At 71.0% G+C, this 23,566-nt stretch carries 24 protein-coding genes and 2 pseudogenes; 14 read left to right on the forward strand and 12 right to left on the reverse strand.

Annotated elements, in window-relative coordinates; all coding sequences use genetic code 11:
• Both ACRDSK_RS17960 and ACRDSK_RS17965 read left to right on the forward strand, forming a co-directional pair.
• A pseudogene (locus tag ACRDSK_RS17960) lies at positions 1 to 267 on the forward strand (hypothetical protein); the annotation flags it as partial.
• Between the two features lie 18 nt (positions 268 to 285).
• Positions 286 to 1,380, forward strand: coding sequence for a branched-chain amino acid aminotransferase (locus tag ACRDSK_RS17965; protein ID WP_431442202.1), 1,095 nt, complete (start codon positions 286 to 288; stop codon positions 1,378 to 1,380).
• 21 nt (positions 1,381 to 1,401) lie between these two features.
• On the opposite strand, the gene ACRDSK_RS17970 is transcribed toward ACRDSK_RS17965, so the two are convergent.
• From ACRDSK_RS17970 to ACRDSK_RS17980, 3 genes are read right to left on the reverse strand one after another with little or no spacing between them, the layout of a single operon-like run.
• Entirely contained in the window at positions 1,402 to 2,145 is a 744-nt protein-coding gene (locus ACRDSK_RS17970) for an adenosylcobinamide-GDP ribazoletransferase (RefSeq protein WP_431442203.1), read from the reverse strand.
• Between the two features lie 25 nt (positions 2,146 to 2,170).
• Complete coding sequence (gene cobT / locus ACRDSK_RS17975; RefSeq protein ID WP_431442204.1) at positions 2,171 to 3,256, reverse strand: nicotinate-nucleotide--dimethylbenzimidazole phosphoribosyltransferase; 1,086 nt, start codon at positions 3,254 to 3,256, stop codon at positions 2,171 to 2,173.
• A 14-nt stretch (positions 3,257 to 3,270) separates the two neighbouring features.
• Positions 3,271 to 3,804, reverse strand: coding sequence for a bifunctional adenosylcobinamide kinase/adenosylcobinamide-phosphate guanylyltransferase (locus tag ACRDSK_RS17980; protein ID WP_431442205.1), 534 nt, complete (start codon positions 3,802 to 3,804; stop codon positions 3,271 to 3,273).
• A 55-nt stretch (positions 3,805 to 3,859) separates the two neighbouring features.
• On the opposite strand from ACRDSK_RS17980, the gene ACRDSK_RS17985 reads away from it, so the two are divergent.
• Positions 3,860 to 4,045, forward strand: coding sequence for a hypothetical protein (locus ACRDSK_RS17985; RefSeq protein WP_431442206.1), 186 nt, complete (start codon positions 3,860 to 3,862; stop codon positions 4,043 to 4,045).
• A gap of 392 nt (positions 4,046 to 4,437) precedes the next feature.
• On the opposite strand, the gene ACRDSK_RS17990 is transcribed toward ACRDSK_RS17985, so the two are convergent.
• Both ACRDSK_RS17990 and ACRDSK_RS17995 read right to left on the reverse strand, forming a co-directional pair.
• Positions 4,438 to 5,418, reverse strand: a complete 981-nt coding sequence (locus ACRDSK_RS17990; RefSeq protein ID WP_431442207.1) for an aldo/keto reductase family protein — start codon at positions 5,416 to 5,418, stop codon at positions 4,438 to 4,440.
• A gap of 81 nt (positions 5,419 to 5,499) precedes the next feature.
• A complete protein-coding gene (locus tag ACRDSK_RS17995) occupies positions 5,500 to 6,147 on the reverse strand; it encodes a DUF3043 domain-containing protein (protein WP_431442208.1) in 648 nt (215 codons plus the stop codon).
• A gap of 38 nt (positions 6,148 to 6,185) precedes the next feature.
• Between ACRDSK_RS17995 and ACRDSK_RS18000 the strand changes: the two genes are divergently transcribed.
• The 4 genes from ACRDSK_RS18000 to ACRDSK_RS18015 all read left to right on the forward strand — a co-directional run bounded on the left by ACRDSK_RS18000 (position 6,186) and on the right by ACRDSK_RS18015 (position 9,762).
• Entirely contained in the window at positions 6,186 to 7,295 is a 1,110-nt protein-coding gene (locus ACRDSK_RS18000) for a glycerate kinase family protein (protein ID WP_431442209.1), read from the forward strand.
• 117 nt (positions 7,296 to 7,412) lie between these two features.
• A complete protein-coding gene (locus tag ACRDSK_RS18005) occupies positions 7,413 to 7,772 on the forward strand; it encodes a HesB/IscA family protein (RefSeq protein ID WP_431442210.1) in 360 nt (119 codons plus the stop codon).
• A 189-nt stretch (positions 7,773 to 7,961) separates the two neighbouring features.
• Positions 7,962 to 8,894: a carbohydrate kinase family protein gene (locus ACRDSK_RS18010; protein ID WP_431442225.1), complete on the forward strand. Its 933-nt coding sequence runs from the start codon at positions 7,962 to 7,964 to the stop codon at positions 8,892 to 8,894.
• Between the two features lie 37 nt (positions 8,895 to 8,931).
• Positions 8,932 to 9,762, forward strand: coding sequence for a hypothetical protein (locus ACRDSK_RS18015; protein WP_431442211.1), 831 nt, complete (start codon positions 8,932 to 8,934; stop codon positions 9,760 to 9,762).
• 270 nt (positions 9,763 to 10,032) lie between these two features.
• Here the strand turns inward: ACRDSK_RS18015 and asnB are convergent, their stop codons facing one another.
• Positions 10,033 to 11,961, reverse strand: a complete 1,929-nt coding sequence (asnB, locus tag ACRDSK_RS18020) for an asparagine synthase (glutamine-hydrolyzing) (protein WP_431442212.1) — start codon at positions 11,959 to 11,961, stop codon at positions 10,033 to 10,035.
• Between the two features lie 141 nt (positions 11,962 to 12,102).
• Between asnB and ctaC the strand changes: the two genes are divergently transcribed.
• Both ctaC and ACRDSK_RS18030 read left to right on the forward strand, forming a co-directional pair.
• On the forward strand, positions 12,103 to 13,074 hold the full coding sequence (ctaC, locus tag ACRDSK_RS18025) for an aa3-type cytochrome oxidase subunit II (RefSeq protein ID WP_431442213.1): 972 nt from the start codon (positions 12,103 to 12,105) through the stop codon (positions 13,072 to 13,074).
• Between the two features lie 7 nt (positions 13,075 to 13,081).
• On the forward strand, positions 13,082 to 13,483 hold the full coding sequence (locus ACRDSK_RS18030) for a cytochrome c oxidase subunit 4 (RefSeq protein WP_431442214.1): 402 nt from the start codon (positions 13,082 to 13,084) through the stop codon (positions 13,481 to 13,483).
• Positions 13,484 to 13,497: 14 nt separating this feature from the next.
• Here ACRDSK_RS18030 and trpD read toward each other — a convergent pair whose 3' ends face one another.
• Positions 13,498 to 14,556 (reverse strand): anthranilate phosphoribosyltransferase, encoded by a 1,059-nt coding sequence (gene trpD / locus ACRDSK_RS18035; RefSeq protein ID WP_431442215.1) that lies wholly within the window; start codon positions 14,554 to 14,556, stop codon positions 13,498 to 13,500.
• A 10-nt stretch (positions 14,557 to 14,566) separates the two neighbouring features.
• Positions 14,567 to 14,974 (reverse strand): hypothetical protein, encoded by a 408-nt coding sequence (locus ACRDSK_RS18040; protein WP_431442216.1) that lies wholly within the window; start codon positions 14,972 to 14,974, stop codon positions 14,567 to 14,569.
• A gap of 174 nt (positions 14,975 to 15,148) precedes the next feature.
• Between ACRDSK_RS18040 and ctaE the strand changes: the two genes are divergently transcribed.
• From ctaE to ACRDSK_RS18065, 5 genes are read left to right on the forward strand one after another with little or no spacing between them, the layout of a single operon-like run.
• Complete coding sequence (ctaE, locus tag ACRDSK_RS18045; protein WP_431442217.1) at positions 15,149 to 15,751, forward strand: aa3-type cytochrome oxidase subunit III; 603 nt, start codon at positions 15,149 to 15,151, stop codon at positions 15,749 to 15,751.
• 58 nt (positions 15,752 to 15,809) lie between these two features.
• A complete protein-coding gene (gene qcrC / locus ACRDSK_RS18050; protein WP_431442218.1) occupies positions 15,810 to 16,607 on the forward strand; it encodes a cytochrome bc1 complex diheme cytochrome c subunit in 798 nt (265 codons plus the stop codon).
• Positions 16,604 to 17,743: a cytochrome bc1 complex Rieske iron-sulfur subunit gene (gene qcrA / locus ACRDSK_RS18055; RefSeq protein WP_431442219.1), complete on the forward strand. Its 1,140-nt coding sequence runs from the start codon at positions 16,604 to 16,606 to the stop codon at positions 17,741 to 17,743. Before qcrC ends, qcrA begins: the two co-directional genes overlap by 4 nt.
• The gene (gene qcrB / locus ACRDSK_RS18060; RefSeq protein ID WP_431442220.1) at positions 17,740 to 19,413 is read left to right on the forward strand and encodes a cytochrome bc1 complex cytochrome b subunit; all 1,674 of its coding nucleotides are present in this window, start codon (positions 17,740 to 17,742) and stop codon (positions 19,411 to 19,413) included. Before qcrA ends, qcrB begins: the two co-directional genes overlap by 4 nt.
• Positions 19,410 to 20,288: a tat pathway signal sequence gene (locus tag ACRDSK_RS18065; RefSeq protein ID WP_431442221.1), complete on the forward strand. Its 879-nt coding sequence runs from the start codon at positions 19,410 to 19,412 to the stop codon at positions 20,286 to 20,288. The genes qcrB and ACRDSK_RS18065 overlap by 4 nt, the downstream gene beginning before the upstream one ends.
• Here ACRDSK_RS18065 and iolB read toward each other — a convergent pair.
• The 4 genes and pseudogenes from iolB to ACRDSK_RS18085 all read right to left on the reverse strand — a co-directional run.
• Entirely contained in the window at positions 20,276 to 21,130 is an 855-nt protein-coding gene (iolB, locus tag ACRDSK_RS18070; RefSeq protein WP_431442222.1) for a 5-deoxy-glucuronate isomerase, read from the reverse strand. The two genes, ACRDSK_RS18065 and iolB, sit on opposite strands and share 13 nt — an antisense overlap.
• Positions 21,127 to 22,017 (reverse strand): Cgl0159 family (beta/alpha)8-fold protein, encoded by an 891-nt coding sequence (locus ACRDSK_RS18075; RefSeq protein WP_431442223.1) that lies wholly within the window; start codon positions 22,015 to 22,017, stop codon positions 21,127 to 21,129. The genes iolB and ACRDSK_RS18075 overlap by 4 nt, the downstream gene beginning before the upstream one ends.
• On the reverse strand, positions 22,007 to 22,954 hold the full coding sequence (iolC, locus tag ACRDSK_RS18080; RefSeq protein ID WP_431442224.1) for a 5-dehydro-2-deoxygluconokinase: 948 nt from the start codon (positions 22,952 to 22,954) through the stop codon (positions 22,007 to 22,009). The genes ACRDSK_RS18075 and iolC overlap by 11 nt, the downstream gene beginning before the upstream one ends.
• A gap of 308 nt (positions 22,955 to 23,262) precedes the next feature.
• Positions 23,263 to 23,566 (reverse strand): annotated as a pseudogene (locus tag ACRDSK_RS18085) (DEDD exonuclease domain-containing protein); the annotation flags it as partial.

The raw sequence follows: 23,566 nt of genomic DNA on the forward strand, positions 1-23,566 counted from the left end.
CCCCTGCGGGACGTGCTGGCCGCGGCCGACGCGACCGCGATCTCGCGGCTGCTGGTGGTCGGCGTCGTGGTCGGGTGCGGGTTCGCCCTCCTCGGGGTGCTGCGCGGGCTGCGGGCACCCGGCGTTCCCCGGCTCCGGCTGGCGGTCGCGGCCGGCCTGGTGACCGCGCTCGGTGCCCTCTACGTGCCGCCCACCGTCGCGCTCGCCGGCGCCGCCGTCCTCCTGCTGTGCACCGCCGCCCTTCGGGCCATCGCCGTCCGGCGGTGAGCCAGCTAACGTGCTCCCATGACGTCCACATTCACCAGGACTCCCAATCCGTCACCGGCGACCCCGGAGCGGATCGCGGAGGTATTGGCCAATCCTGGGTTCGGGCTGCACTTCACCGATCACATGGTGACGATTCGCTACGACCGGACGCAGGGCTGGCACGACGCGAGGATCGAGCCGTACCGGCCGATCACACTGGACCCGGCGGCCATGGTGCTGCACTACGGGCAGGCGATCTTCGAGGGCCTCAAGGCCTACCGGCAGCCGAGCGGCACGATCGCGAGCTTCCGGCCCGAGCAGAACGCGGCGCGCTTCCGCCGCTCGGCACAGCGGCTGGCCATGCCGGAGCTGCCGGACGAGCTGTTCCTCGGCTCGCTGCGCGAGCTCGTGGCGGTCGACGGCCACTGGGTGCCCGAGGAGGACGAGGAGTCCCTCTACCTGCGGCCCTTCATGATCTCCACGGAGGTCGGCCTCGGCGTGCGGCCCGCGTCGAAGTACCTCTACCTGCTGATCGGTTCGCCGGCCGGGTCGTACTTCGCGAGCGGCGTCAAGCCGGTGAGCGTGTGGCTGTCGACCGAGTACGTGCGCGCGGCGCCCGGCGGGACCGGCGCGGCGAAGTTCGCCGGCAACTACGCCGCGTCGCTGGTGGCGCAGGCGCAGGCCGCCGAGCAGGGCTGTGACCAGGTGGTGTGGCTGGACGCCGTCGAGCGCCGGTGGGTCGAGGAGATGGGCGGGATGAACCTGTTCTTCGTCTTCGGCTCGGGCGCGGACGCGCGGGTGGTCACGCCGGAGCTGTCCGGCTCGCTGCTTGCCGGCATCACGCGCGACTCGCTCCTGGAGCTGGCGTCGTCGCTCGGCTACGCCGTCGAGGAGCGGCGCATCTCCACCGAGGAGTGGGAGAAGAAGGCCGAGTCCGGCGAGCTGACCGAGGTCTTCGCGTGCGGCACGGCGGCCGTGATCACCCCGGTCGGCTCGGTGAAGCACGCCGACGGCGAGTTCATGGTCAACGGCGGCGCGTCGGGCGAGGTGTCGATGCGGCTGCGCGCGGCGCTGACCGCGATCCAGCGCGGGACGGCGCCGGATCCGCACGGCTGGATGGTTCCGCTGAGCTAGGCCGTCGAGCAGGTCGTCGAACTAAGCCATGGTGCAGGTGGCCGCCACGATCGTGGTGGCCACCTCGCATGTCGCGCCGAGGACGTCGCCGGTGATGCCGCCGAGGCGCCGGCGGACGTGTGCCACGAAGCCGACGGCGGCCAGGGCAGCGACGACGACGGCGACCGGACCGAGCCACGGCTCGTCGCGGTCGACGGCCACGCCCGCCACGACCAGCCCGGCGAGCCAGGCGATCGGCACCGCGACGTGCTGGGTGCCGGCCACGAGCGCGCCGAGCCCGTCCGCCCGCGCGGCCGGGATGCCGTGCACGCAGCACGCCGCGAACGCGACCCGTCCGGCGACGATCGCGAGCACGATCGCCCACCACCGCTCGCCGGCGAGCGCACCGAAGGCGGCCGCCTGCGCCCCGAGCACGACCACGAGCGAGACGACGCCGAACGGCCCGGCGCCGCCCGCACGCATGATGTCGAGCGCTTTCGCGGGTGGGCCGTAGCTGCCGAGCCCGTCCGCGGTGTCGGCGAGGCCATCGAGGTGCATCGCGCGGGTGGCGAGGGCCAGCAGTCCGACGGTCACCAGCCCGGCCAGCAGGCCCGGCATGCCGGCCAGGTCCAGCAGGGAGACGAGGGCGGCGGCCGGCAGTCCGAGCAGCAGCCCGATGAGCGGTGCGACCGCGATGGCCCGCCCGGCGAGGACCCGGTCGACGTGGTGCTGTCCGGCCGGGACGACGGTGAGCCAGGAGAGGGCGAGCCGGAGTGCGGCGCCCATCAGCGGCGGGCCGGTTCCGTGTTCATCAGGTGGCGTCGGTGTCGATGCCGGTCGATCGCTCGCTGTCCGGGCTGGTGATCCCCGCGTCCGCGAAGGTGGCCATGTCGGACAGGATCGCGGCCGCCATCGTCAGCAGCGGGATCGCGGCCACGGCGCCGGTTCCCTCGCCGAGGCGCATCCGCAGGTCCAGCAGCGGTTCGAGGTCCAGCTGCTCCAGCACGAGTGCGTGCGCGGGCTCCGGCGACCGGTGGCCGGCCACCCACCAGCCGCGCGCGCCGGGTGCCAGCTCCTCGGCGACCAGGGCGGCGGCGCCGCTCACCACGCCGTCGAGAACCACCGGCGTGCGGCGAACCGCGGCCTGCGCCAGGAAGCCCGCCATCGCGGCGATGTCGGCGCCGGCGACCGTGCGCAGCAGTGCCACGGGGTCGGCGGTCACCGGCTTGGCGCGGCGCAGCGCGTCGCGGATGGCGGCGGTCTTGCGCATCCAGGCCCGGTCGTCGATGCCGGTGCCGCGGCCCACGACAGCCACCGGCTCGGTGCCGGTGAGGGCGGCGACGAGGACGGCCGCGGCGGTCGTGTTGCCGATGCCCATGTCGCCGGCCACCAGGAGGTCCGCGCCCGCGTCGACCTCTTCGTCCACAATGGACTTCCCGGCGGCGAGCGCGGCGTCGACCTCGTCCTCGGTCAGCGCGTCCTCGGCGTCGATGGCGGCGGACGAGCGGCGGACCTTGTGGCCGGAGACGTCCTCGGGCGTGTCCGCGTCGACGGCCATGTCGACCACCCGCACGTCGGCGCCGGCGGCTGCCGCGAGCACGTTGATGGCCGCGCCGCCGGCGGCGAAGTTGGCCACCATCTGCGCGGTGACCTCGCTCGGGTAGGCGGAGACGCCGCGCGCGGCCACGCCGTGGTCGCCGGCGAAGACCACGATCCTGGGGCGGCGCAACGGTTTCGGCGGAGACTGGCCCTGGCATGCCGCGAGCCAGGCGCCGAGCTCCTCGAGCCGGCCGAGCGAGCCGGTCGGCTTGGTGAGCCGGGCGTGCCGGGCCAGCGCGGCCAGCCGGGACGCCTCGTCCGGCGGGCTGACGGTGTCGAACTGGACCGGGTCGCTCATCCGTTGCCTCCAGGTCAGCGCAGTCGCAGCGGGATGCCGGCGACCAGCAGCACCACGTCGGTGCACCGGTCGGCGAGTGCCGCGTTGAGCGCACCCAGCTGATCGCGGAAGAGCCTGCCAGAACGGGTCGCGGGCACGACGCCGAGGCCGACCTCAGCGGAGACCAGCACGATGTCCGCCTGGCTCGCGCCGACCCCGTCGACCAGCTCGTCACAAACTCGTCGAACGGTCTTTTTCTCCCACACGCCGTCCTCCCACGCGCCGGTGTCGTCGAGCAGGGTGGTCAGCCAGGTGCCGATGTCGTCGACGATCACCCGCCCCGTGGCTGTCCTCAGGTATGGCCCGAGCTTTTCCGGATCGGCTAGCTCCACGGTCTGCCAAGCCGCCGGCCGCCGCTCGACGTGCGCGGCGATCCGCGCGGTCCACTCGGCGTCGGCGGGGTCGACCCGCCCGGTGGCGACGTAGGTGGCCGGCGCGTCGGTGAGCAGGCCTTCCGCGTGCGCGGACTTGCCCGACCGCGCGCCGCCGAGCACCAGGGTTCGTCGCACGCGGGCACGCTATCTCCCGCGGCTGTCATCTTCAGCGGCCGTATCGTGTGGCGCCGTGGAGTACTGGTGGCGCTACGGCAGCGGGCCGGCGGGGTCGGCCACCTTCGCCGACCAGCCCGAGGCGGAGGAGTGGCTCGGGTCCGCGTGGTCGCAGCTGCGCGCGAACGGCGTCGAGGAGGTAACCCTCCTCGCCGGCGAGAACGAGATCTACGGCCCGATGAGCCTCCACCCACCCGCCTGACACCGACCTCGTCACGACCGCTCGTGGGAAGTCGGAGCCAACACCCGAGTCGCCCGACCCGCTCGGTCTCCACGTCCAGCGACAGCTCGCGCCAGCCGTCCTCGTCCGCCGGGCCAGCCGCCGCCAGCGCCTCCGCGGCCGCCTCGCGGTCGGTCACGTCCAGCAGGGACCGCTGCGTGGGCTCAGCCGCAGCCGCGCGCGGCCGACGGTGGCCTAACCCGGAGTGGTTGTCGGTGTGGTTGGCCGCGGGATGGTCAGGCGGTGTCCTTTGACGGGACAGCGTGTTCGGCCAGTCGGCATGCTTCGCCCGGCGGGTGATTCGGCTGGCTTGGCCGGCTGGCGTTGGGGTGGGCCGGCCAGCACCAGGTGCCTGATGCTGGCCGGGCCCTCCGCTAGCCGGTGAAGGACGGGTCTGTCTGGACCACCCCGTCCAGTGCCTTGTCGATTCGGGTGAGGATCTCCTGGTCCAGGGTCACGCCCGTGGCCTTGACGTTCTCCGTCACCTGCTCGGGCCGGGTGGCGCCGATGATCGCCGAGGCGACGTTCTTGTTCTGTAGCACCCAGGCGACCGCCAGCTGCGCCATCGAGAGGCCGACGTCCTCCGCGATCGGCTTCAGCTGCTGGACCTTCTCCAGCACCTCGTCGCGCAGGAGGCGGCTGATGAAGTTCTTGCCGGACTCGTCGGTGGCCCGGGAGCCGGCGGGCACCGGCTGGCCGGGCAGGTACTTGCCGGTGAGCACGCCCTGCGCGATCGGCGACCAGACGATCTGGCTGAGGCCCGCGCGCTCGCTCGCCGGCACCACCTCGGCCTCGATGACGCGCCACAACATCGAGTACTGCGGCTGGTTGGAGATGAACGGGACCTTCAGCTCACGGGCGAGCTCGGCACCACGAGCGATCTGGTCGGCGTTCCACTCGGACACCCCGACGTAGAGCACCTTGCCCGCCCGCACGAGGTCCGCGAACGCCAGGAACGTCTCCTCCAGCGGCACGCTCTCGTCGAACCGGTGTGCCTGGTACAGGTCGACGTAGTCCGTCTGCAGTCGCTGCAGCGAGGCGTTCGCGGACTCGATGATGTGCTTGCGGCCAAGGCCTCGGTCGTTGGGTCCGCCGGGACCGGTCGGCCAGAAGACCTTGGTGAAGATCTCCAGGCTCTCGCGGCGCTGTCCGGCCAGTGCTCGGCCCAGCACCGACTCCGCGCGTGTGTTCGCGTACACGTCGGCCGTGTCGAACGTCGAGATTCCCGACTCCAACGCCGCGCGAACGCACGAGACGGCCTGTTCCTCCTCGACCTGCGAGCCGTGGGTGATCCAGTTGCCGTACGAGATCTCACTGACTGACAGGCCACTGCGGCCTAGACGACGAAACTCCATGACCCCAAACCTATCCGTGGAGTTGCTCCAGGTTCGGGGTCGGTCGCGGAACTGTGGACGAACGGGCGGGTTGTGGACAACTCAGATCTTGTCGCCCGGGCGCACCCGCGGCTTGGGAACCCGCAGCTTGCGGATCTGCGACGCCCGGATGAAGGCATACCAGCCGACCGACAGCCCGCGGATCGGCTCCTTCGGGAACTTCTCCCGGACCAGTTTCGTGATCCGCATCCCGGACAGCACACCCTCGAAGACCATCGCCACCAGCATCAGCAGGCACGCCAGCGTGGTGAGGCTCTGTACGCGCGGGTCGGGCACCAGCAACGCCACGAAGATGAGGACCGCGAGCGGCATGAACAGGCCCAGCAGGTTGCGCCGCGAGTCGACCAGGTCCCGGATGTAGGCCTTGACCGGGCCGCGGTCGCGGGGCATCAGGTACTGCTCGTCGCCCGCCATCATGCGTTCGCGCTGCTTCGTCCGGATCTCCCGGCGCTTCGCCGCGAGCTCCTTGCGCTCCGCCTTGTCGCCCCGGGCCCGCCGCATCGCCTCCCGCGTGGTGCGCGGCGGGGGCGCGACCGGGCCGCGCCGGCGCTGCTCCGCGTCGCGGCGCTTGGGAGTCGGGCGGCCCTTGGCCGGGGTGTGCGACTTCCGCGGGCCATCCTCCACAACGGCGTCCTCGCCGGTCTCGGGCTCGGCGACGGACTCTGCATCTTTGCGGCGAAGGAACCTCACAGACCAAAGAGTAAGGGAGGCACAACTACTCTTTGACCATGCGGGTCCTGATCGCTCCTGACTGCTTCGGCGGCACGTTGACCGCGCCGGAGGCCGCGGAGGCCATCGCCGCCGGGTGGCGGGGCGGCGCGCCCGACGACGACCTCACGCTGTGTCCGCTCGCCGACGGCGGCCCCGGCTTCGTCGACGTCCTGCACGCCGCGCTCGGCGGGGACCTGCGGCACCGCTCCGTGGCCGGTCCGCTCGGGTCCTCCGTGGACGCCGTCTGGCTCGAGCACGAGGGCACCGCCTATGTCGAATGCGCCCAGGCCTGCGGGCTCACCCTGGTGCCCAAGGGCGAGCGGGACGCGCTGGCCGCCGACACCACGGGCGTCGGCGAGCTGATCGCCCACGCGATCGAGGCGAAGGTGCACACGATCGTCGTCGGTCTGGGCGGGTCGGCCACCACCGACGGCGGCGCCGGCATGCTCCGCGAGCTGGGCGCCGTGCCGGTCGGGGCGGACGGCGAGCCGCTCCCGCTCGGTGGCGGCTCGCTCGTCGACGCGGTGCGCGTCGAGGGCCGGGTCGACCTCGGCGACGTCACGCTGGTGGCCGCTTCGGACGTGGAGAACCCGCTGCTCGGCAAGGACGGCGCCGCCCGCGTCTTCGGCCCGCAGAAGGGCGCCGACGACCTCGCCGTGCGCCGCCTGGAGCGGTCGCTGACCCGCTGGGCGGACCTGCTCGCCGAGGTCGCCGGCCGGGACGTCCGCGACGAGCCGGGCGCCGGCGCCGCGGGCGGGCTCGGTGCGGCGCTCGTCGCGCTGGGCGCCCGGGTCGAGTCGGGCGCGGGCATCGTGCGCCGGTTGACCGGGCTGGACGCCGGGCTCGCCGAGGCCCAGCTGGTGGTCACGGGGGAGGGCAGTTTCGACTTCCAGTCGCTGCGCGGCAAGCTCGTCACCCGGGTCGCCGGCGCGGCGGCCGAGCGGGGCACGCCATGTGTGGTGCTCGCCGGGCAGGTGAGCGTGGGACGGCGGCGCGCGGCCGCGGCCGGCGTCGACCACGCCTACTCGGTCGCCGAGCACGTCGGCTCCGCCGAGGCGTCCCTCGCCGACCCCGCGGGCACCCTGACCGACCTGGCCAAACACGTTTCGACGCAGTGGAGCCGGTAGCGCAGTGGCGCTGGTAACACGTCGGCTCCAGAGACGTATGCAACGATGGAGGGGAAGAAAACGCGGACGATCCCGGTTGTCCACAGGTAGTTGGAGTCGAAGGGTCGAGGGAGAACCATGACGACCGCCGAGAACACCACGGAGACGGCCACGCACGGGGTGGCGCTGTCGGACGCCGCCGCCGTCAAGGCCAAGGCCCTGCTCGACCAGGAAGGTCGAGACGACATGCACCTGCGCATCGCCGTCCAGCCGGGTGGCTGCGCCGGCCTGCGCTACCAGCTGTTCTTCGACGAGCGCACGCTCGACGGCGACCTGTTCCGTGACTTCAACGGCCTCAAGGTGGCCGTGGACCGGATGAGCGCGCCGTACGTCCAGGGCGCCACCATCGACTTCGTCGACACCATCGAGAAGCAGGGCTTCACGATCGACAACCCCAACGCCGGCGGCTCCTGCGCCTGCGGCGACTCGTTCCACTGATCGGTTCTCGAGCGAGCCGCGACCACTCGGTCGCGGCTCGTTTTCTTGCGCACGTCGTGACGGTTGGTACGGCGATGACCACGCATGCCGTAGGCTCGAAGTCTTCCGTTCACTCCAATTGACGACCACCAGACAGGGGAAGCCCTCGTGCCCGTAGCCGTCTCCGGAAGCATCGCCACCGACCATCTCATGCACTTTCCCGGCAGGTTCGCCGAGCAGCTCGTCGCGGAGCAGCTGCACCGGATCTCCCTGAGCTTCCTCGTCGACGACCTGGTCGTCCGCCGGGGCGGGATCGGCGCCAACATCGCGTTCGGCATGGGGGTGCTCGGTGCCTCTCCGGTGCTGGTCGGCTCGGTCGGCGACGACTTCGCCGACTACCGGTCCTGGTTGGAGCGGCACGGAGTGAACTGCGCCGGCGTACGGGTCTCGGAGACCGCGCACACCGCCCGGTTCGTGTGCACCACCGACGACGACATGTGCCAGATCGCCTCGTTCTACGCCGGCGCGATGGCCGAGGCGCGGCTGATCGAGCTGCGGCCCGTCGCGGACCAGCTCGGCGGTCTCGACCTGGTGCTGATCAGCCCGGACGACCCGGACGCGATGCTGCGGCACGCCGACGAGTGCCGCCAGCGCGGGTACACGTTCGCGGCGGACCCCTCCCAGCAGCTGGCCCGGATGGACGGGGCACAGATCCGCGCGTTCATCGAGGGTGCGAAGTACCTGTTCAGCAACGACTACGAGTGGGAGCTGCTGCGCCGCAAGACCGGCTGGACCGAGCGCGAGGTGCTCGACCGGGTCGGCACCCGGATCACCACGCTGGGTGAGAAGGGCGTCGAGATCGTCCACCGGGACGGCACCGAGATCAACGTCAGCGCCGTGCCGGAGACCGTGAAGGCCGACCCCACGGGCGTCGGCGACGCGTTCCGCGCGGGCCTGCTCTCGGGACTCGAGAAGGGACTCGGCCTGGAGCGCGCCGCGCAGCTCGGGTCCTACATCGCGGTGCTGGTGCTGGAGACCGTCGGCCCGCAGGAGTGGAGCTTCGACAAGGCGCAGGCGCTGTTGCGCATCGGCGCCGCATACGGCCCCGAGGCCGCCGAGGAGATCGCTCCCATCCTCCCGTAGGTACCGCTCGCGGTGACCGGCTGCTAACACTGGGTGCATGCGTGCGCTCGCGGTCGCCACTGCGCTGTTGCTGTTCTTCGCCGGGATCGCGTCGGCGGCCACCGGACCGTGGCAGCCGGTCGGCTCCGACGTGGCCCGGCCGCTCGACGAGAGCCAGGGCCTGGCCGTGGTCGAGCGACCCGGCGGGACGTCCGTGCGGTACACCGGCATCGCGACCATCCCCGCGGACGTGGCCGCGCGCGGCTGGAACCACGTGGGCGACCCGGGTGCGGGGCACGGTTACTACGTCGAGCCCTACCAGCGCGACGACCGCGGGGTGAAGCTGTTCCGCGTCGAGGCGCCGGATGGCTCGTGGGCGGAGTACACCCACGAGCTCGAGTCCTGGGAGGCGACCAACAACTCGTTCGCAGCGGTGTCGCCGGACGGCCGCTGGCTGGTGGCCGGCGAGTGGGGCACGACGGACCGGCTGCTGGTGCACCCGATGCCGGGGTCGGTGCACCAGGACCCGGCGGTGAACCTGCCGTACGCGTCGGCGATCCGCCTGGACCGGCCCGCGCGAGACATCCAGGGCTGCGACTTCGTGACCGAGACGCAGCTGCTGTGCTCGTCCAACGATCCGGCCGGCGACCTGTTCGGCGTCACCAAGCCGTTGCTGCAGCTGGATCTCGCGGCGCCGGTGGGCGGCGAGGACGTGTCCGCGGCGGTGACCGCGCTGGGTCAGCTACCGCTGGAGAGCGCGTGCGACGGCGAGTTCGAGACCGAGGGCATCGACTACGACGAGCGCGACGGCACGTTGCGGGTGGTCGTGCTGTCGCCGGGCGTGTGCGTGGCCTTCGACAGCAAGACCTGGCGATTCCAGCGAAACTGATTCCACGACGAAGGCGAAGCCGAGCCCGAATGCGCCAGCACGAAGGCGAAGCCGAGCCAGGGCGCGAGCTACGAAGACGAAGCCGAGCCAAGCGCGCCAGCTCGAGGACGAAGAGGGGCCGGCCCCGACCTCCACCGAGCGAACAGTCGGACGAACCCCGCGGGTCAACCCAGAAGTTTCAAGATCACCATTGGCCTCCGGCCCCCGAAATCCACGATACCGACGCCCACTGACGGAAACGGGCGACGGTGCGGGGGCCTGTGGACAGGGCTAGAGCTTCACGGGGTACTGCGGCTCGGGGATCCGTGGCTGGATGCGCCGCTCGATGAAGATGCCGTGCCACAGCATGAAGACCAGCAGCGCCCAGATCCGCCGGCTGTGGTCCAGCGTGCCCGCCCGGTGCTCCTCCAACAGCTTGAGCACCGCGTTCTTGTCGATCTCCTCGTCGGTCTGGGACTTCAGCACGATCTGGCGGGCCCAGTCGTACATCTCCTCGCGCAGCCACAGCCGGATCGGCACCGGGAAGCCCAGCTTGCGGCGGTTGAGCACGTGCGCCGGCACGATCTGGCGCAGCGCCTGACGCAGTGCGTACTTCGTCGTCTCCTTGGTGACCTTCTGGTCCAGCGGGATCTTCGCCGCCACCTTGAACACCTCCGTGTCCAGGAACGGCACCCGCAGCTCCAGCGAGTTCGCCATGGTGACCTTGTCGGCCTTGACCAGGATGTCGCCGCGCAGCCAGGTGAACAGGTCCACGTGCTGCATACGGGTCACCGGGTCCCAGCCCGCCGACTCGCGGTACGGGCCGGCCGTCACGTCCATGTGCCCGACCCGCTCGTCGAACGTGCGCAGCACCGTGCTCAGCTGGTCGTCGCGGAAGATGCGGGCGTTGCCGTAGTAGCGCTGCTCCAGGTCCAGCGCCCCGCGGCGGAGCAGGTCCTTGCCGCGCGTGCCCTCGGGGATCTTGGTCGAGATCGAGCCCATCGCCCGCCGCAGCGCGCCCGGCACCTTCTCGAACGCCGCGAGCGACAGCGGCTCCCGGTAGATCGTGTAGCCGCCGAACAGCTCGTCCGCGCCCTCGCCCGACAGCACGACCTTCACGTGCCGGCGCGCCTCTCGCGCGATGAACCACAGCGGCACCAGCGCGGGGTCCGCCACCGGGTCGTCGAGGTACCAGACGATCAGCGGCAGCGTCTCCATCATCTCCTCGGCGCTGACCGTGCGGACCACGTGCTTGACGCCGATCGCGGCCGCGGACTCCGCCGCCACGTCCACCTCTGAGTAGCCCTCGCGCTCGAACCCGGTGGTGAACGTGACCAGGTTCGGGTTGTGCTGCTTGGCGAGCGCGGCGATGGCCGTCGAGTCGATGCCGCCGGACAGGAACGAGCCGACCGTCACGTCCGCGCGCATGTGCTTGGCCACCGAGTCGCGCATGACGTCGGCGATCTCGTCGTAGAGCCGCTGCGGGGCGTCCTTGCCGCGCACGGGCGTCGGCCGGAACGTGTGGAAGAAGTACCGGTCGGTCGTGAGCTCCCCGCCGGGGGAGACCGTGAACGAGGTGCCCGACTCGATCCGGCGGACCTCCCGGTGCATCGACTCCGGCTCCGGCACGTACTGCAGCGTCAGGTAGTGCTGCAGCGCGGTGCGGTCCAGCGTCGCCCCGGTCCGCAGCCGGGGCGCCAGCTCGAGCAGCGCCTTCTTCTCGCTGGAGAACGCCACCCCGCCCGGCCCGGCCGAGTAGAACAGCGGCTTGATGCCGAACGGGTCGCGCGCGCCGAACACAACACGCTGCCGCCAGTCCCAGATGAGGAACGCGAACATCCCGCGCAGCTTCGACACCGCGGCCGGGCCGAGATAGTGGTACAGCGCGACGATGACCTCACCGTCGCCGTGCGTGCGCATGGTCGCGCCGTGCTGCTCGATCAGCTCCTGGCGCAGCTCGAGGTAGTTGTAGATCTCCCCATTGAACAGCAGCGTGTAGCGCTCCTGCACGCCCTCCGGGCTCCAGTGCAGCGGCTGGTGGGAGTCGTCGACGTCGATGATCGACAGCCGGTTGAAGCCGAACACCACCTCGTCGCCGGCCCAGGTGCCCGTCTCGTCCGGGCCACGGTGGCGCTGGCAGCGCATGGCCGCCGCGACCGCGTCCCGGCTCGCGCTGGCTTCGGATTCGGTAGGGCAGACCAGGCCAAGCAGACCGCACACGTCTCCGGCACAACCTCTCGCGTCGAGTGCTCGTGAGGACCAAGTATGGCTGGCGCGAACACGGCCGCCCCTACGCGGTGTGGCCTGCGCCTCTCGGCTAGGCTCCCCGCCTAGATCTTGGAGCATGAGGAGGGGCGCTCAGTGGGCAACAAGCGGCGCACACCGGCCGTTCGGCTGGCCGGTCTGGCGAGCCTGGCCGCACTGGTCTCGCTCACCGTCTCCGGCTGCACGGCCGGCGACGTGCTGCGGTTCGGCTGGCCGGAGGGCGTCACGCCGCAGGCCGACCGGATGCGCGACTTCTGGACCTGGTCGGTGATCGCCTCGCTGGTCGTCGGCGTCCTGGTGTGGGCGCTGATCCTGTGGCCGGTCATCGCGCACCGCAAGCGCGGCGACAAGCTGCCCCGGCAGTTCCAGTACAACCACTTCCTCGAGTGGATCTACACGGGCATCCCGTCGATCATCGTGGTGGTGCTCTTCTACTTCACGATCACCACGCAGAACTACGTCCTCGCCGAGGAGTCGCAAGAGGACGTCGACGTGCGGGTGAACGTGCTCGCCTTCCAGTGGAACTGGCAGTTCGAGTACGAGGGCTACCACGACGCCGACGGCGCCCCGGTCGCGCCGCGCACGCCCGAGGGCCCGCTGGTGACGACCGTCGGCAGCTCGACGGAGATCCCGCTGCTGGTGCTGCCCACGGAGAGCTCGATCCACTACGACGTCCGTGCCCGCGACGTGATCCACTCGTTCTTCGTGCCGGAGTTCAACTTCAAGCGGGACGTGTTCCCGTACCCGGAGAAGAACAACCAGTCCCACACGTTCCAGAACACGATCGACCGCGAGGGCTCGTTCATCGGCCGCTGTGCCGAGCTGTGCGGGACCTACCACTCGGGGATGAACTTCGAGGTCCGGGCGCTCAACATCGAGCGGTTCGACCGCTACATGGACCTGCGCCGCTCGGCGAACGAGGAGACCGGCGAGCCGTACACGGCGGCCGAGGCGCTGGCCCAGCTGGGCGAGGAGGACTCGGACTGCGGCGTGCTGTGCAACCCGACCGCCAACACGACCTCGCCGTTCGACACCGACCGCACGGCCCGAACCCCGTCGGGAGAGTGAGGACCGCATGAAGGTCGAGGCCAGGCTCTTCGACGTCACGACGTCGTTCTTCTTCCTCTCCGCGATCATCTACGGCATCTGGGCCCAGGAGCCGGTCGGCACGGTCGGGCTGATCCTGTCCGGCGGCCTGTCGATGATCATCGGCTCGTACTTCCACTTCGTCGCCCGTCGCCTGGAGCGCCGCCCCGAGGACAACCCGGACGCGGAGATCAGCGACGGCGCGGGCGAGATCGGCTTCTTCAGCGCCGGCAGCTACTGGCCGGTGGCGCTGGCCGCGTCGGGCGGCGTGGCCGCGCTCGCGCTCGCGTTCTGGCAGGTGTGGCTGCTCGTGATCGGCCTCGCGCTGGTCCTGATGGCGGTCGCCGGCCTCATCTTCGAGTACCACACGCGGCCCAACGAGACGGACTGAGCGGGCCGGCTCAGCTAGCTCGTCGCGACCGCGGCGTCCCGGAGGGCGACCGACCGGTCGATCCAGGTCGCCAGCACCTCGCCCGCGCGGCCCGAGTCGATCGCCTGGGTCGCGGACTCCATGCCGGCCGCCAGGTCGCTCGTCAGGTCCTCGGTCAGGCCGCGGAAGGCGGCGATCGCACCGGCCGCGTTCACCAGCACCGTGTCGCGCACCGGGCCGGCCGTGCCGGCGACCAGCGACCGCAGCACCGCGGCGTTCTTCGCGGCGTCGCCGCCCGCGAGGTCGTGCGCGCCGGACGCGGCGATGGACAGCGCCTTCGGGTCGATCTTGTCCACCCGCACGGTCCCGCCCGAGACCACCCACGCCGTCGTCGTGGTGGTCGTGGTGATCTCGTCCAGCGCGTCGTCGCCGCGCACCACCAGGACGCTGAAGCCGCGCGCGGCAAGTACCTCGGCCATGACCGGCGCCAGGCGTTCGTTCGCGCAGCCCACCAGGGCCGACGTCGGCTGGGCCGGGTTGGTCAGCGGGCCCAGGATGTTGAACGTGGTTGGGATGCCGAGCTCCTTGCGGGTCGGCCCGGCGTGGCGCAGCGCCGGATGGAACGCCGGCGCGAAGCAGAACCCGATGCCGACCTCACGTACGCACTCCGCGACCGCGTCCGGGGGCAGCTCGATGGCCACGCCCAGCTCCTGCAGCACGTCCGCGGCGCCGCACTGCGACGACGCCGCGCGGTTGCCGTGCTTGACGACCGGGACGCCGGCCGCGGCCACGACGATCGCGCTCATCGTGGAGATGTTCACCGTGCCGGCCTGGTCGCCGCCGGTGCCCACGACGTCCGCGGCCGGTGTGTCGATACTCACGCGGCGAGCGTGGGTGAGCATCGTCTCGGCCATGCCGGCGACCTCGCTCGGCGTCTCGCCCTTGACACGCAACGCGACCGCGAACCCGCCGATCTGGGACGGCGTGGCGTTGCCGGTCATGATCTCGTTCATCGCCCAGGACGTGTCCTCGGCGCTCAGGTGGCTCCCGGCGACGAGCCGGTTCAGCAGTGCCGGCCAGGTCCGCTCACCCATGAGCTGCCTCTCAACCGTGGTGGACGGGCAGGCGCTTGTTCCGCAGCACGTCGGCGACCGTCTCGGCGGCGGCCAGCGGGTCCAGCGGGTGCACGATCACGGCGTCGGCCTGGGACCAGGTGGCGAGCCACCGGTCGTCCTTGCGCCGAATCGCGACCACGATCGGCGGGCACGCGGTGATCTCGTTCTTGAGCTGGCGGCACAGTCCGACGCCGCCGGTCGGCTGGGACTCGCCGTCGAGGATCGCCAGGTCGACGGCGCCGGCGTCCATCTCCATCAGCACCTCGGCGATGGTCGCGGCCTCGTGGTACTCGACGCGGCCGAGGTCGGCGGCCGGCCGGCGGCCGACCGCTGTGATGATCGTCTCCCGGACCTCGGGCCGGTGGCTGAACACCAGGATCTTCAGCGGCGAGCTCATGATTGACGTCCTCCGGCGGGCGAACGGGACAAGGCCAGGTCCTCACAGTATGCGGCGATGCTATCCGTCCGACCAAGATCCGCTATCACCTGGCCGGTCGGGCGGTCACGGGGCACCGCGACGCGCCGTGGACCCGATCAGTCCAGCACCGTACGGGCAGGCAATAATGCCCGCGTGACGACAGCAGCGCCCTCCATCAGCCAACGCGTGCACTCGCTGAACCGACCCAACATGGTCAGCGTCGGCACCATCGTCTGGCTGGCCAGTGAGCTGATGTTCTTCGCCGGCCTCTTCGCCATGTTCTTCACGGTGAAGGCCCAGAACCCATCCGAGCACTGGCCCCCGCCGCCCACCCACCTCGACATCCCGTACGCGCTCGTTGTCACGATCGTGCTCGTCGCGTCGTCACTCACATGTCAGATGGGTGTGTTCGCGGCGGAGCGGGGTGATGTGTTCGGGCTGCGGCGCTGGTACACGATCACGCTCGTGATGGGCACGCTCTTCGTGCTCGGCCAGGCCAACGAGTACCGGACTCTGATCTCCGAGGGCACGACCATTCCAGCGTCCGCCTACGGGACGGTGTTCTACCTGACCACGGGCTTCCACGGCCTGCACGTCACCGGCGGGCTGATCGCGTTCGTGTTCCTGCTCATGCGCACCCGGATGAGCAAGTTCACCCCGGCCCAGGCCACCTCGGCGATCGTCGTGTCGTACTACTGGCACTTCGTGGACGTCGTCTGGATCGGCCTGTTCAGCGTGATCTACTTCGTGAAGTGACGTCGGGCCGAGCGCCCGCTGCAAGACCCGAACTGACACACCAGGGGTTGCCGCACAGATGACCAAGAAACGCAGGGCCCGCACGAAGTTCCAGCGCCGGCTGGCCGGTCTGCTGGCGCTGGCTATCGCGCTGCTGGGGATCGGGACGCTGTACAGCTTCCTCGTCCCGGAGCCGCAGACCGCGCAGGCCCAGGAGGACCCGGCGGTAGTGCGGCAGGGCGAGCAGATCTACAACAACACCTGCATCAGCTGTCACGGCGGGAACCTCGAGGGTGTCGAGGACCGCGGGCCGAGCCTGGTCGGGATCGGCGAGGCCGCGGTCTTCTTCCAGACCTCCACCGGCCGGATGCCGGCGATGATGCAGGGCGCGCAGGCCGAGGAGAAGCCGCGGGTGCTCTCGCCCGAGGAGGTCGACCAGGTCTCCGCGTTCATCCAGGCGAACGGCGGCGGCCCGGTGCTGCCCGAGGAGCGGGGCGCGGCGCTGGAGGGCGACAACCCCGCCCGCGGCGGCCAGCTCTTCCGGCTCAACTGCGCCTCCTGCCACAACTTCACCGGCCGCGGTGGGGCGCTGTCCTCCGGTAAGAACGCACCGGCGCTCGACAACGTGACCGCGGAGGAGATGTACGCGGCCATGCTGTCCGGCCCCGAGAGCATGCCGCGCTTCTCCGAGCGCCAGCTCTCCCCGGAGGAGAAGAAGGACGTCATCGCCTACGTCAAGTCCGTCACGGACGGGAACAACAACCCCGGTGGCAACGCGCTCGGCGGTCTCGGTCCGCAGTCCGAGGGGCTGATCGGGTTCATCGTGGGACTCGCCGCGCTGCTCGGCATCACCTTGTGGATCGGGGCTAAGCAATGAGTGAGGACAAGACCCCGGAGCGGCCGAGCGACGAGGAGCTCGCCGGGATGAGCCGGGACGAGCTGGCTCGGCTCGGCATGAAGCTCGACGGCGTCGAGCTCATCGAGTACCCGGACCCGTGGCCGGTCAAGGGCACCCGGGCGGAGAAGCGGGCCGAGCGCGCGGTCGCGTTCTGGTTCACCCTCGCCGGGCTGGCCGGGCTCGCCTCGGTCGTCGCGTTCATCTGGTGGCCGGCCAGGTTCGTGCAGCCGGGCGAGGACGGCTACTTCCTCTACTCGCTGTACACCCCGGTCCTCGGCCTCACTCTGGGGGTGGCGATCCTCGCGATCGGCATCGGCGTACTGGCCTACACGCGGCGGTTCATCCCGCACGAGATCGCGGTCCAGGACCGGCACGACGGCGGCTCGAACGAGCTGGACAAGAAGACGATGGTCGCGCAGCTCGCCGACTTCGGGCACAGCACCACGATCGCCCGCCGGTCGATGGTCAAGCGCTCGCTGGCGTTCGGCGGCGGCGTGCTGGGCCTCGCGCTCACAGTCATCCCGCTCGGCGCCCTGCTGCGCAACCCGCACGCGCAGTCGGACAACGAGGAGGGCCTGCTCCACACCGGCTGGAAGCCGCACGCCGGCGACGAGGAGAAGATCTTCCTGCGTCGCGACACCGGTGACGCCTCCGAGGTCATGCTGGTCCGGCCCGAGGACCTGGACGCGGGCTCGATGGAGACCGTGTTCCCATACCGGGAGTCGGAGGAGGGCGACCACGAGGCGCTGGTCCACGCGCTCAAGCGGTCCGACAACCCGGTGATGCTGATCCGCCTGCGGCCCGAGGACGCCCAGCGGGTGATCAAGCACGCCGGCCAGGAAGAGTTCAACTACGGCGACTTCTACGCCTACACGAAGATCTGCAGCCACCTCGGCTGCCCGACGTCGCTGTACGAGCAGCGCACCAACCGCATCCTGTGCCCGTGCCACCAGTCCCAGTTCGACGCGCTGCAGTACGCGAAGCCGGTCTTCGGCCCGGCCACCCGCAAGCTCGCCCAGCTGCCGATCACGGTGGACGAGGAGACTGGCTATTTCATCGCCACTGGTGATTTCATCGAACCAGTGGGACCCGCGTACTGGGAGCGGAAGTCATGAGTGGTCTGACGACGCCGACGAAGCCCGACAACCTGGCCATGCGCGCGGCCGGCGGCGCCGCGAAGTGGGCCGACGACCGGTACCACGCGGCGGGCGGCCTGCGCCGGCAGATCAACAAGGTCTTCCCGACGCACTGGTCCTTCCTGCTGGGCGAGATCGCGCTGTACAGCTTCATCGTGCTGCTGCTGTCCGGCACGTACCTGGCGCTGTTCTTCGACCCCTCGATGCAGGAGGTCACCTACCAGGGCTCGTTCGTGAACCTGCGCGGGCTGGAGATGTCGCGGGCCTACGAGTCGACGCTGTTCATCTCCTTCGACGTGCGGGGCGGCCTGTTCGTCCGACAGGTGCACCACTGGTCCGCGCTGCTGTTCATGTCCGCGATCGTCGTGCACATGTTCCGGACGTTCTTCACCGGTGCGTTCCGCCGGCCGCGTGAGGTCAACTGGGTCATCGGCGTGCTGATCTTCGTGCTCGCCGCGACCGAGGGCTTCGCCGGCTACTCGCTGCCGGACGACCTGCTCTCCGGCGCCGGCCTGCGGATCATGTCCGGCCTGATCCTGTCGATCCCGCTCATCGGCACCTGGACGCACTGGCTGATCTTCGGCAGCGAGTTCCCCGGACTGGAGATCCTGCCGCGGCTGTACACCGTGCACATCCTGCTGATACCCGGCATCCTGCTGGCGCTGATCGCCGTCCACGTCGGTCTGGTCTGGTACCAGAAGCACACCCAGTTCCCGGGTGTGCGGCGCAAGGAGACCAACGTCGTCGGCGTGCGGATCCTGCCGACGTTCGCGCTCAAGGCCGGCGGGTTCACCGCGGTGGTCATCGGCGTGACGGCGCTGCTCGGCGGGCTGTTCCAGATCAACCCGATCTGGAACTTCGGTCCGTACAACGCGGCGCACATCTCCTCCGGCACGGTGCCCGACTGGTACATGGGCTGGACCGACGGGCTGATCCGCCTGTGGCCGGCGTGGGAGGTCTATCTCGGGAACTACACGATTCCCGCGCCGTTCTTCCCGTTCATGGCCGGCCTGCCGATGCTGACGGGGCTGGCGGCGGTCTATCCGTGGCTCGAGCGGAAGTTCACAAAGGACTACGCACACCACAACCTGCTGCAGCGGCCGCGGGACGTGCCGGTGCGCACCAGCCTCGGCGCCATGGCGATCACGTACTTCATGGTGTCGCTGCTGTCCGCCGCGAACGACGTGCTGGCCGACAAGTTCGACATCTCGCTGAACGCCACCACGTGGGTCGGCCGCATCGGACTGCTCGTGCTGCCGCCGCTGGCGTACATGGTCACCTACCGCCTGTGCCTCGGCCTCCAGCGCTCCGACCGGCTGGTGCTCGAGCACGGCGTCGAGACCGGCATCATCAAGCGCCTGCCGCACGGTGAGTTCATCGAGGTGCACCAGCCGCTCGGGCCGGTGGACGACCACGGTCACCCGATCCCGCTGGAGTACCAGGGCGCGCCGGTGCCGAAGAAGATGAACAAGCTCGGCTCCGCGGGCGCGCCGGTGTCCGGTTCGATGCTGAAGGCAGACCCGGCGGAGGAGACGGCGGCGCTGGCCAAGGCGCGGGCCGCCCAGCACGGGCACCACGCCGAGCTGGAGTCCGGTGAGACGGAGACCGGCCCCTCGGTCACGCCGGAGGACCCGTCCAAGAAACTATGAGGTTCGGCCGTTCGGCCAGGGTCGTCGCGTTCCTCGCGGCGGCCCTGGCCGTTCTCGGCGGCTGTGCCTCGAGCGACGACGTGAGCCCGGCGGCAGGCTCTCGGGAAGCGCCGCCGCCGGCCGAGTGCTCGGGCACCGGGTTCCCCTGCGACCTGCGGGACCGGTTCGCCGCCGCGGACGAGTACGTCTCGGACCGGCCGGGCACCACGGGCATCGTCGTCCACGACCTGCGCACGGGCGCGGTGTGGCAGAACTCCCACGCCGGCGACCCGACGTGGACGGCGTCGACGATCAAGCTGGCGATGGTGGTGGACCTGTTCACCCGCTCGCGGTCCGGCGCGCTCACGCTGACCGGCGAGGACCGCGCGCTCATCCACGCGATGCTGCGCACCTCGGACGACGACGCCGCGGACACGCTGTGGTACCGGTACGCCGGCGCGGACCACCGGGCGTTCAACGACAACTTCCCCCGCTACGGACTGACCTCGCTGCACGCGGAGTCGGGGTACACGGAGTACTTCCCGTACTGGGGCTTCCAGAAGTGCACGCCGCTAGACCTCGACCGGCTGATGACCTACGTGCTGACCAAGCTGCCGGCCGGCGAGCGGTCCTACCTCGTGAAGGAGCTGCGCACGGTCGCGCCGGTCCAGCGGTGGGGCGTGTGGGGCGCGGGCCCGGCGGCCCACCCCGGCAACAAGAACGGCTGGTCCGAGGAGGACGGCGGCTGGGTGATGAACACGGTCGGCTTCGTCGGCGAGGACGAGCGGTACGTGTTGACCGTGATGAACGACCTGCACGGCGAGGGCGGCTACGACGCCGGCCGCGCCACGGTCACCCGGGTCTCCGCGCTGATCTTCGGCGGCTACTTCGGGTAGTACGGCAGCCGCGGGTCCACCTTCTCCTGCTGCCAGGTCTCGCGGACCCAGGTGTGCGCCGGGTCGTCGGTGATCTGCCAGCTGCGGGCGTCCGCCGGGCCCGCCATGACGTTCAGGTAGTACATGTCGTAGCCCGGCGCCGCGATCGACGGGCCGTGCCAGCCGTGCGGGATCAGGACCACGTCGTCGGTGCGGACCTCGGCAAGGACGTCGATCGGGCGCGGTTCGTAGGCGTACGCGCGCTGGTAGCCGACACCGTCGCGGGCGATCTGGAAGTAGTAGATCTCCTCCAGCTCGCACTCGGTGTCGGTGGCCTCGTCGTGCTTGTGCGGCGGGTAGGACGACCAGTTGCCGCCCGGCGTGAGCACCTCGCAGGCGATCAGCTTGTCCGTGTGGAACGACTCCGGGGTGCAGAAGTTGTTCACCTGGCGGCTGCACTGACCGGCCCCGCGCAGCTCCACTGGCACCTCCGAGGCCGGCGCGTACCGGGCCGCCAGCCGGTGCCGGCACACCGCCGAGGGCAGCGCGACCACGGCGCCGTCGGTCGACATCAGCACCGCCGACGCCTCGCGCGGCACGTACACGAAGTCCGTCACGCCGGTGAACACGTCCTGCCGGCCGAGCAGCTCGAACGTCTTGCCGTCGACCTCCACCACCACGACGCCGCCGGACAGCGGCAGCACCAGCATCTCCGACACGCCGGTGAACACCTCGTACGGTGCCTCCGCCGAGAGGGCGACCACGCGCAGCCCCGAGTACAGCCAGTGCGCCGAGCCGGGCGTGACCATGACCCGGTGCCGGTCGTCGGAGATCGAGCCGGCCGGTCGGTAGAAGTCCTTCACAGCAACCCCGCAGCGGTGTCGACGGCCCCGACGACGTCCCCGCCGGGTGGGTACAGGAGGGAGCGTCCCACGACCAGGCCGCGGACCGTGGGCAGTCGCAGCGCCCGTGCCCAGCTGGTGAACGTGGCCTCCGGGTCCGCGGTCACCTCACCGCCCAGGAGGAGTGTCGGCAAGGTCGTCGCGCTCAGTACCCGGGCCATGTCCTCGCCGCCGTCGCCGATCACCGGCACCTTCAGCCACGTGTAGGCCGACGTGTGACCCAGCGCGGCGGCGACAGTCAGCGCGGTGGTGGCCGCCGCGACGGACAGGTCGTTGCGCAGCCGGCCGTCCTCGCCGCGGCGGGACAGGAACGGCTCGACCATCGCTACCAGGCCGGCGTCGGCGAGTCCGCTGACCGCCCGCGCACACGCCTCGAGCGTCGGCGCCGTGCGGTCGTCGTCGAGGCCGACGCGCAGCAGCATCTTGCCGCCCTCGAAGCCGAACCGGGCGATGGCGTCGACGTCGTAGCCGGTGAACCGGTCGTCGAGCTCGAACGAGGCGCCGGCCAGCCCGCCGCGGTTCATCGAGGCGAACACCGCGCGGTCGTCGAGCGCGCCGAGCAGCAGCAGGTCCTCGAGGATGTCGGCGGTGCCGAGCACGCCGGTGACCCCGGGCCGCTCCAGGGCCAGGCACAGCCGGCGCAGCAGGTCGGCCCGGTCGGCCATGGCCATCGGCTCGGCGCCGGCCCGCAGGGACCCGCGGGCCGGATGGTCGGCGGCGATGACCAGCGCTCGCCCCGAAGGGCCGAGCGGCGAGTCGGGCCGCTTGCGCGCAGCGGCGAGCTCGCCGATCCGCCCGGGGTCGGTGGCCCGCGTCTCGGTGAGCAGCCGCAGGTCGCTATCCCGCACGCGACATCAGCTCCTCCACCTCGGCGGTGGTCGGCATCGCCGCCGAGCAGGACAGGCGCGAGGCCACGATCGCGCCGGCGGTGTTGGCGAACCGCATCGTCCGCTCGATGTCCCACCCGGACAGCAGCCCGTGGCAGAGCGCGCCGCCGAAGCCGTCGCCCGCGCCGAGGCCGTTCACCACCTCCACCGGGACCGGCGGTGCCGACACCTCGCCGCCGCCGTCCACCGCCAGCACGCCCGCCGGGCCCTGCTTCACCACCGCGAGCGAGACTCCCTTGTCCCGCAAAACCTTCGCCGCCTCGCGCGGGTCGCGGACGCCGACCGCGGTCTCGACCTCGTCGAGGTTGCCGATCGACACGGTGACGTGTGGCAGCGCCTCCTGGACCCAGCGCCGGGCCTCGTCGCGGGAGGACCAGAACATCGGCCGGTAGTCCAGGTCGAGCACGGTGATCGCGTCCGCCGGGCGGGCGGCGAGCGCGGCCAGCGTCGCCGACCGCGACGGCTCCTCGGACAGGCCGGTGACCGTGGCCCAGAAGATCCGCGCGGCCCGGATCTCGGCCAGGTCCAGCTCGTCGGTGTTGATCACCAGGTCGGGTGCCTTGGGGTAGCGGTAGAAGTAGAGCGGGAAGTCGTCCGGCGGGAAGATCTCGCAGAACGTGATCGGCGTCGGCAGCCCGGCCACGCCGGAGACGAACCGGTCGTCCACGCCGAACTCGCGCAGCGCCCGGTGCACGTAGTCGCCGAACGGATCCTCGCCGGTCCGGGTGATCACCGCCGTCCGGTGCCCGTGCCGGGCGGCCGCCACGGCGACGTTGGTCGCGCTTCCGCCGAGGTACTTGGCGAACGAGGTGACGTCGGCGAGCCCGACCCCGACCTGCTCGGGATAGAGGTCCACGCCCGCCCGTCCGATGGTGATCACATCGAAGGCTGTGTTCATGGTTCGCTCCGTTCCTGCGCTACTCGCCGTCTTCCCTCCTCCGTGCTCGGCGCTGGCGCGCCTGCGCGCGAGCGTCAGTCCAGACCGAGGACAACTCGCGACGAGCCGGCTCCGAACGCAACTTATTGGCGCTGCCGTCGCCGGCGAGGTCGGGAGTTGTCCTCGCAGAACGCTCCGTCACTCCCGCTCACGGTGCTCATGGCTCGCTTCGCTCCTGCGCTACTCGCCGTCTTCCCTCCTCCGTTCTCGGCGCTGGCGCGCCTGCGCGCGAGCGTCAGTCCAGACGGCGAACGCTTCGTCACTCCCGCTCACGTCCGCACGGCCTCCAACCGGTTGAGCGCCCCGTCCGCCCTGGTGAGCCAGCCGCGCCAGCTCGCGGCCGCCATGGCCGGCTCCGTCCAGGGCTGCGAGCATCGAACCATCCGGGTGCCCGGCCGATCCAGCCAGCGCAGCACGACACCCACCTCCTCCGCCGGCGCGCCGTACAGCGGACCCGGCTCGGGCAGCACCGTCTCGGCCGACGCGGTGAGCGCGTCCACCACCGGCATCGGCGCCACGCCCCGGCGCGCCACCCCCGCCGACGCGAGCCGGCCGTGCCGCACCACCGCGAAC

The sequence above is a fragment of the Actinophytocola sp. genome (assembly GCF_050699915.1).
Taxonomy (GTDB): Bacteria; Actinomycetota; Actinomycetes; order Mycobacteriales; family Pseudonocardiaceae; genus Actinophytocola.

What these genes read in the sequence shown, in the direction of transcription:
- ACRDSK_RS17965 (WP_431442202.1), top strand. Translation starts at nt 286, where the DNA reads ATGACGTCCACATTCACCAGGACTCCCAATCCGTCACCGGCGACCCCG.
- ACRDSK_RS17970 (WP_431442203.1), bottom strand. Translation starts at nt 2,145, where the DNA reads ATGGGCGCCGCACTCCGGCTCGCCCTCTCCTGGCTCACCGTCGTCCCG.
- cobT (WP_431442204.1), bottom strand. Translation starts at nt 3,256, where the DNA reads ATGAGCGACCCGGTCCAGTTCGACACCGTCAGCCCGCCGGACGAGGCG.
- ACRDSK_RS17990 (WP_431442207.1), bottom strand. Translation starts at nt 5,418, where the DNA reads ATGGAGTTTCGTCGTCTAGGCCGCAGTGGCCTGTCAGTCAGTGAGATC.
- ACRDSK_RS18000 (WP_431442209.1), top strand. Translation starts at nt 6,186, where the DNA reads ATGCGGGTCCTGATCGCTCCTGACTGCTTCGGCGGCACGTTGACCGCG.
- ACRDSK_RS18005 (WP_431442210.1), top strand. Translation starts at nt 7,413, where the DNA reads ATGACGACCGCCGAGAACACCACGGAGACGGCCACGCACGGGGTGGCG.
- ACRDSK_RS18010 (WP_431442225.1), top strand. Translation starts at nt 7,962, where the DNA reads ATGCACTTTCCCGGCAGGTTCGCCGAGCAGCTCGTCGCGGAGCAGCTG.
- ACRDSK_RS18015 (WP_431442211.1), top strand. Translation starts at nt 8,932, where the DNA reads ATGCGTGCGCTCGCGGTCGCCACTGCGCTGTTGCTGTTCTTCGCCGGG.
- ACRDSK_RS18030 (WP_431442214.1), top strand. Translation starts at nt 13,082, where the DNA reads ATGAAGGTCGAGGCCAGGCTCTTCGACGTCACGACGTCGTTCTTCTTC.
- trpD (WP_431442215.1), bottom strand. Translation starts at nt 14,556, where the DNA reads ATGGGTGAGCGGACCTGGCCGGCACTGCTGAACCGGCTCGTCGCCGGG.
- ACRDSK_RS18040 (WP_431442216.1), bottom strand. Translation starts at nt 14,974, where the DNA reads ATGAGCTCGCCGCTGAAGATCCTGGTGTTCAGCCACCGGCCCGAGGTC.
- qcrC (WP_431442218.1), top strand. Translation starts at nt 15,810, where the DNA reads ATGACCAAGAAACGCAGGGCCCGCACGAAGTTCCAGCGCCGGCTGGCC.
- qcrA (WP_431442219.1), top strand. Translation starts at nt 16,604, where the DNA reads ATGAGTGAGGACAAGACCCCGGAGCGGCCGAGCGACGAGGAGCTCGCC.
- qcrB (WP_431442220.1), top strand. Translation starts at nt 17,740, where the DNA reads ATGAGTGGTCTGACGACGCCGACGAAGCCCGACAACCTGGCCATGCGC.
- ACRDSK_RS18065 (WP_431442221.1), top strand. Translation starts at nt 19,410, where the DNA reads ATGAGGTTCGGCCGTTCGGCCAGGGTCGTCGCGTTCCTCGCGGCGGCC.
- iolC (WP_431442224.1), bottom strand. Translation starts at nt 22,954, where the DNA reads ATGAACACAGCCTTCGATGTGATCACCATCGGACGGGCGGGCGTGGAC.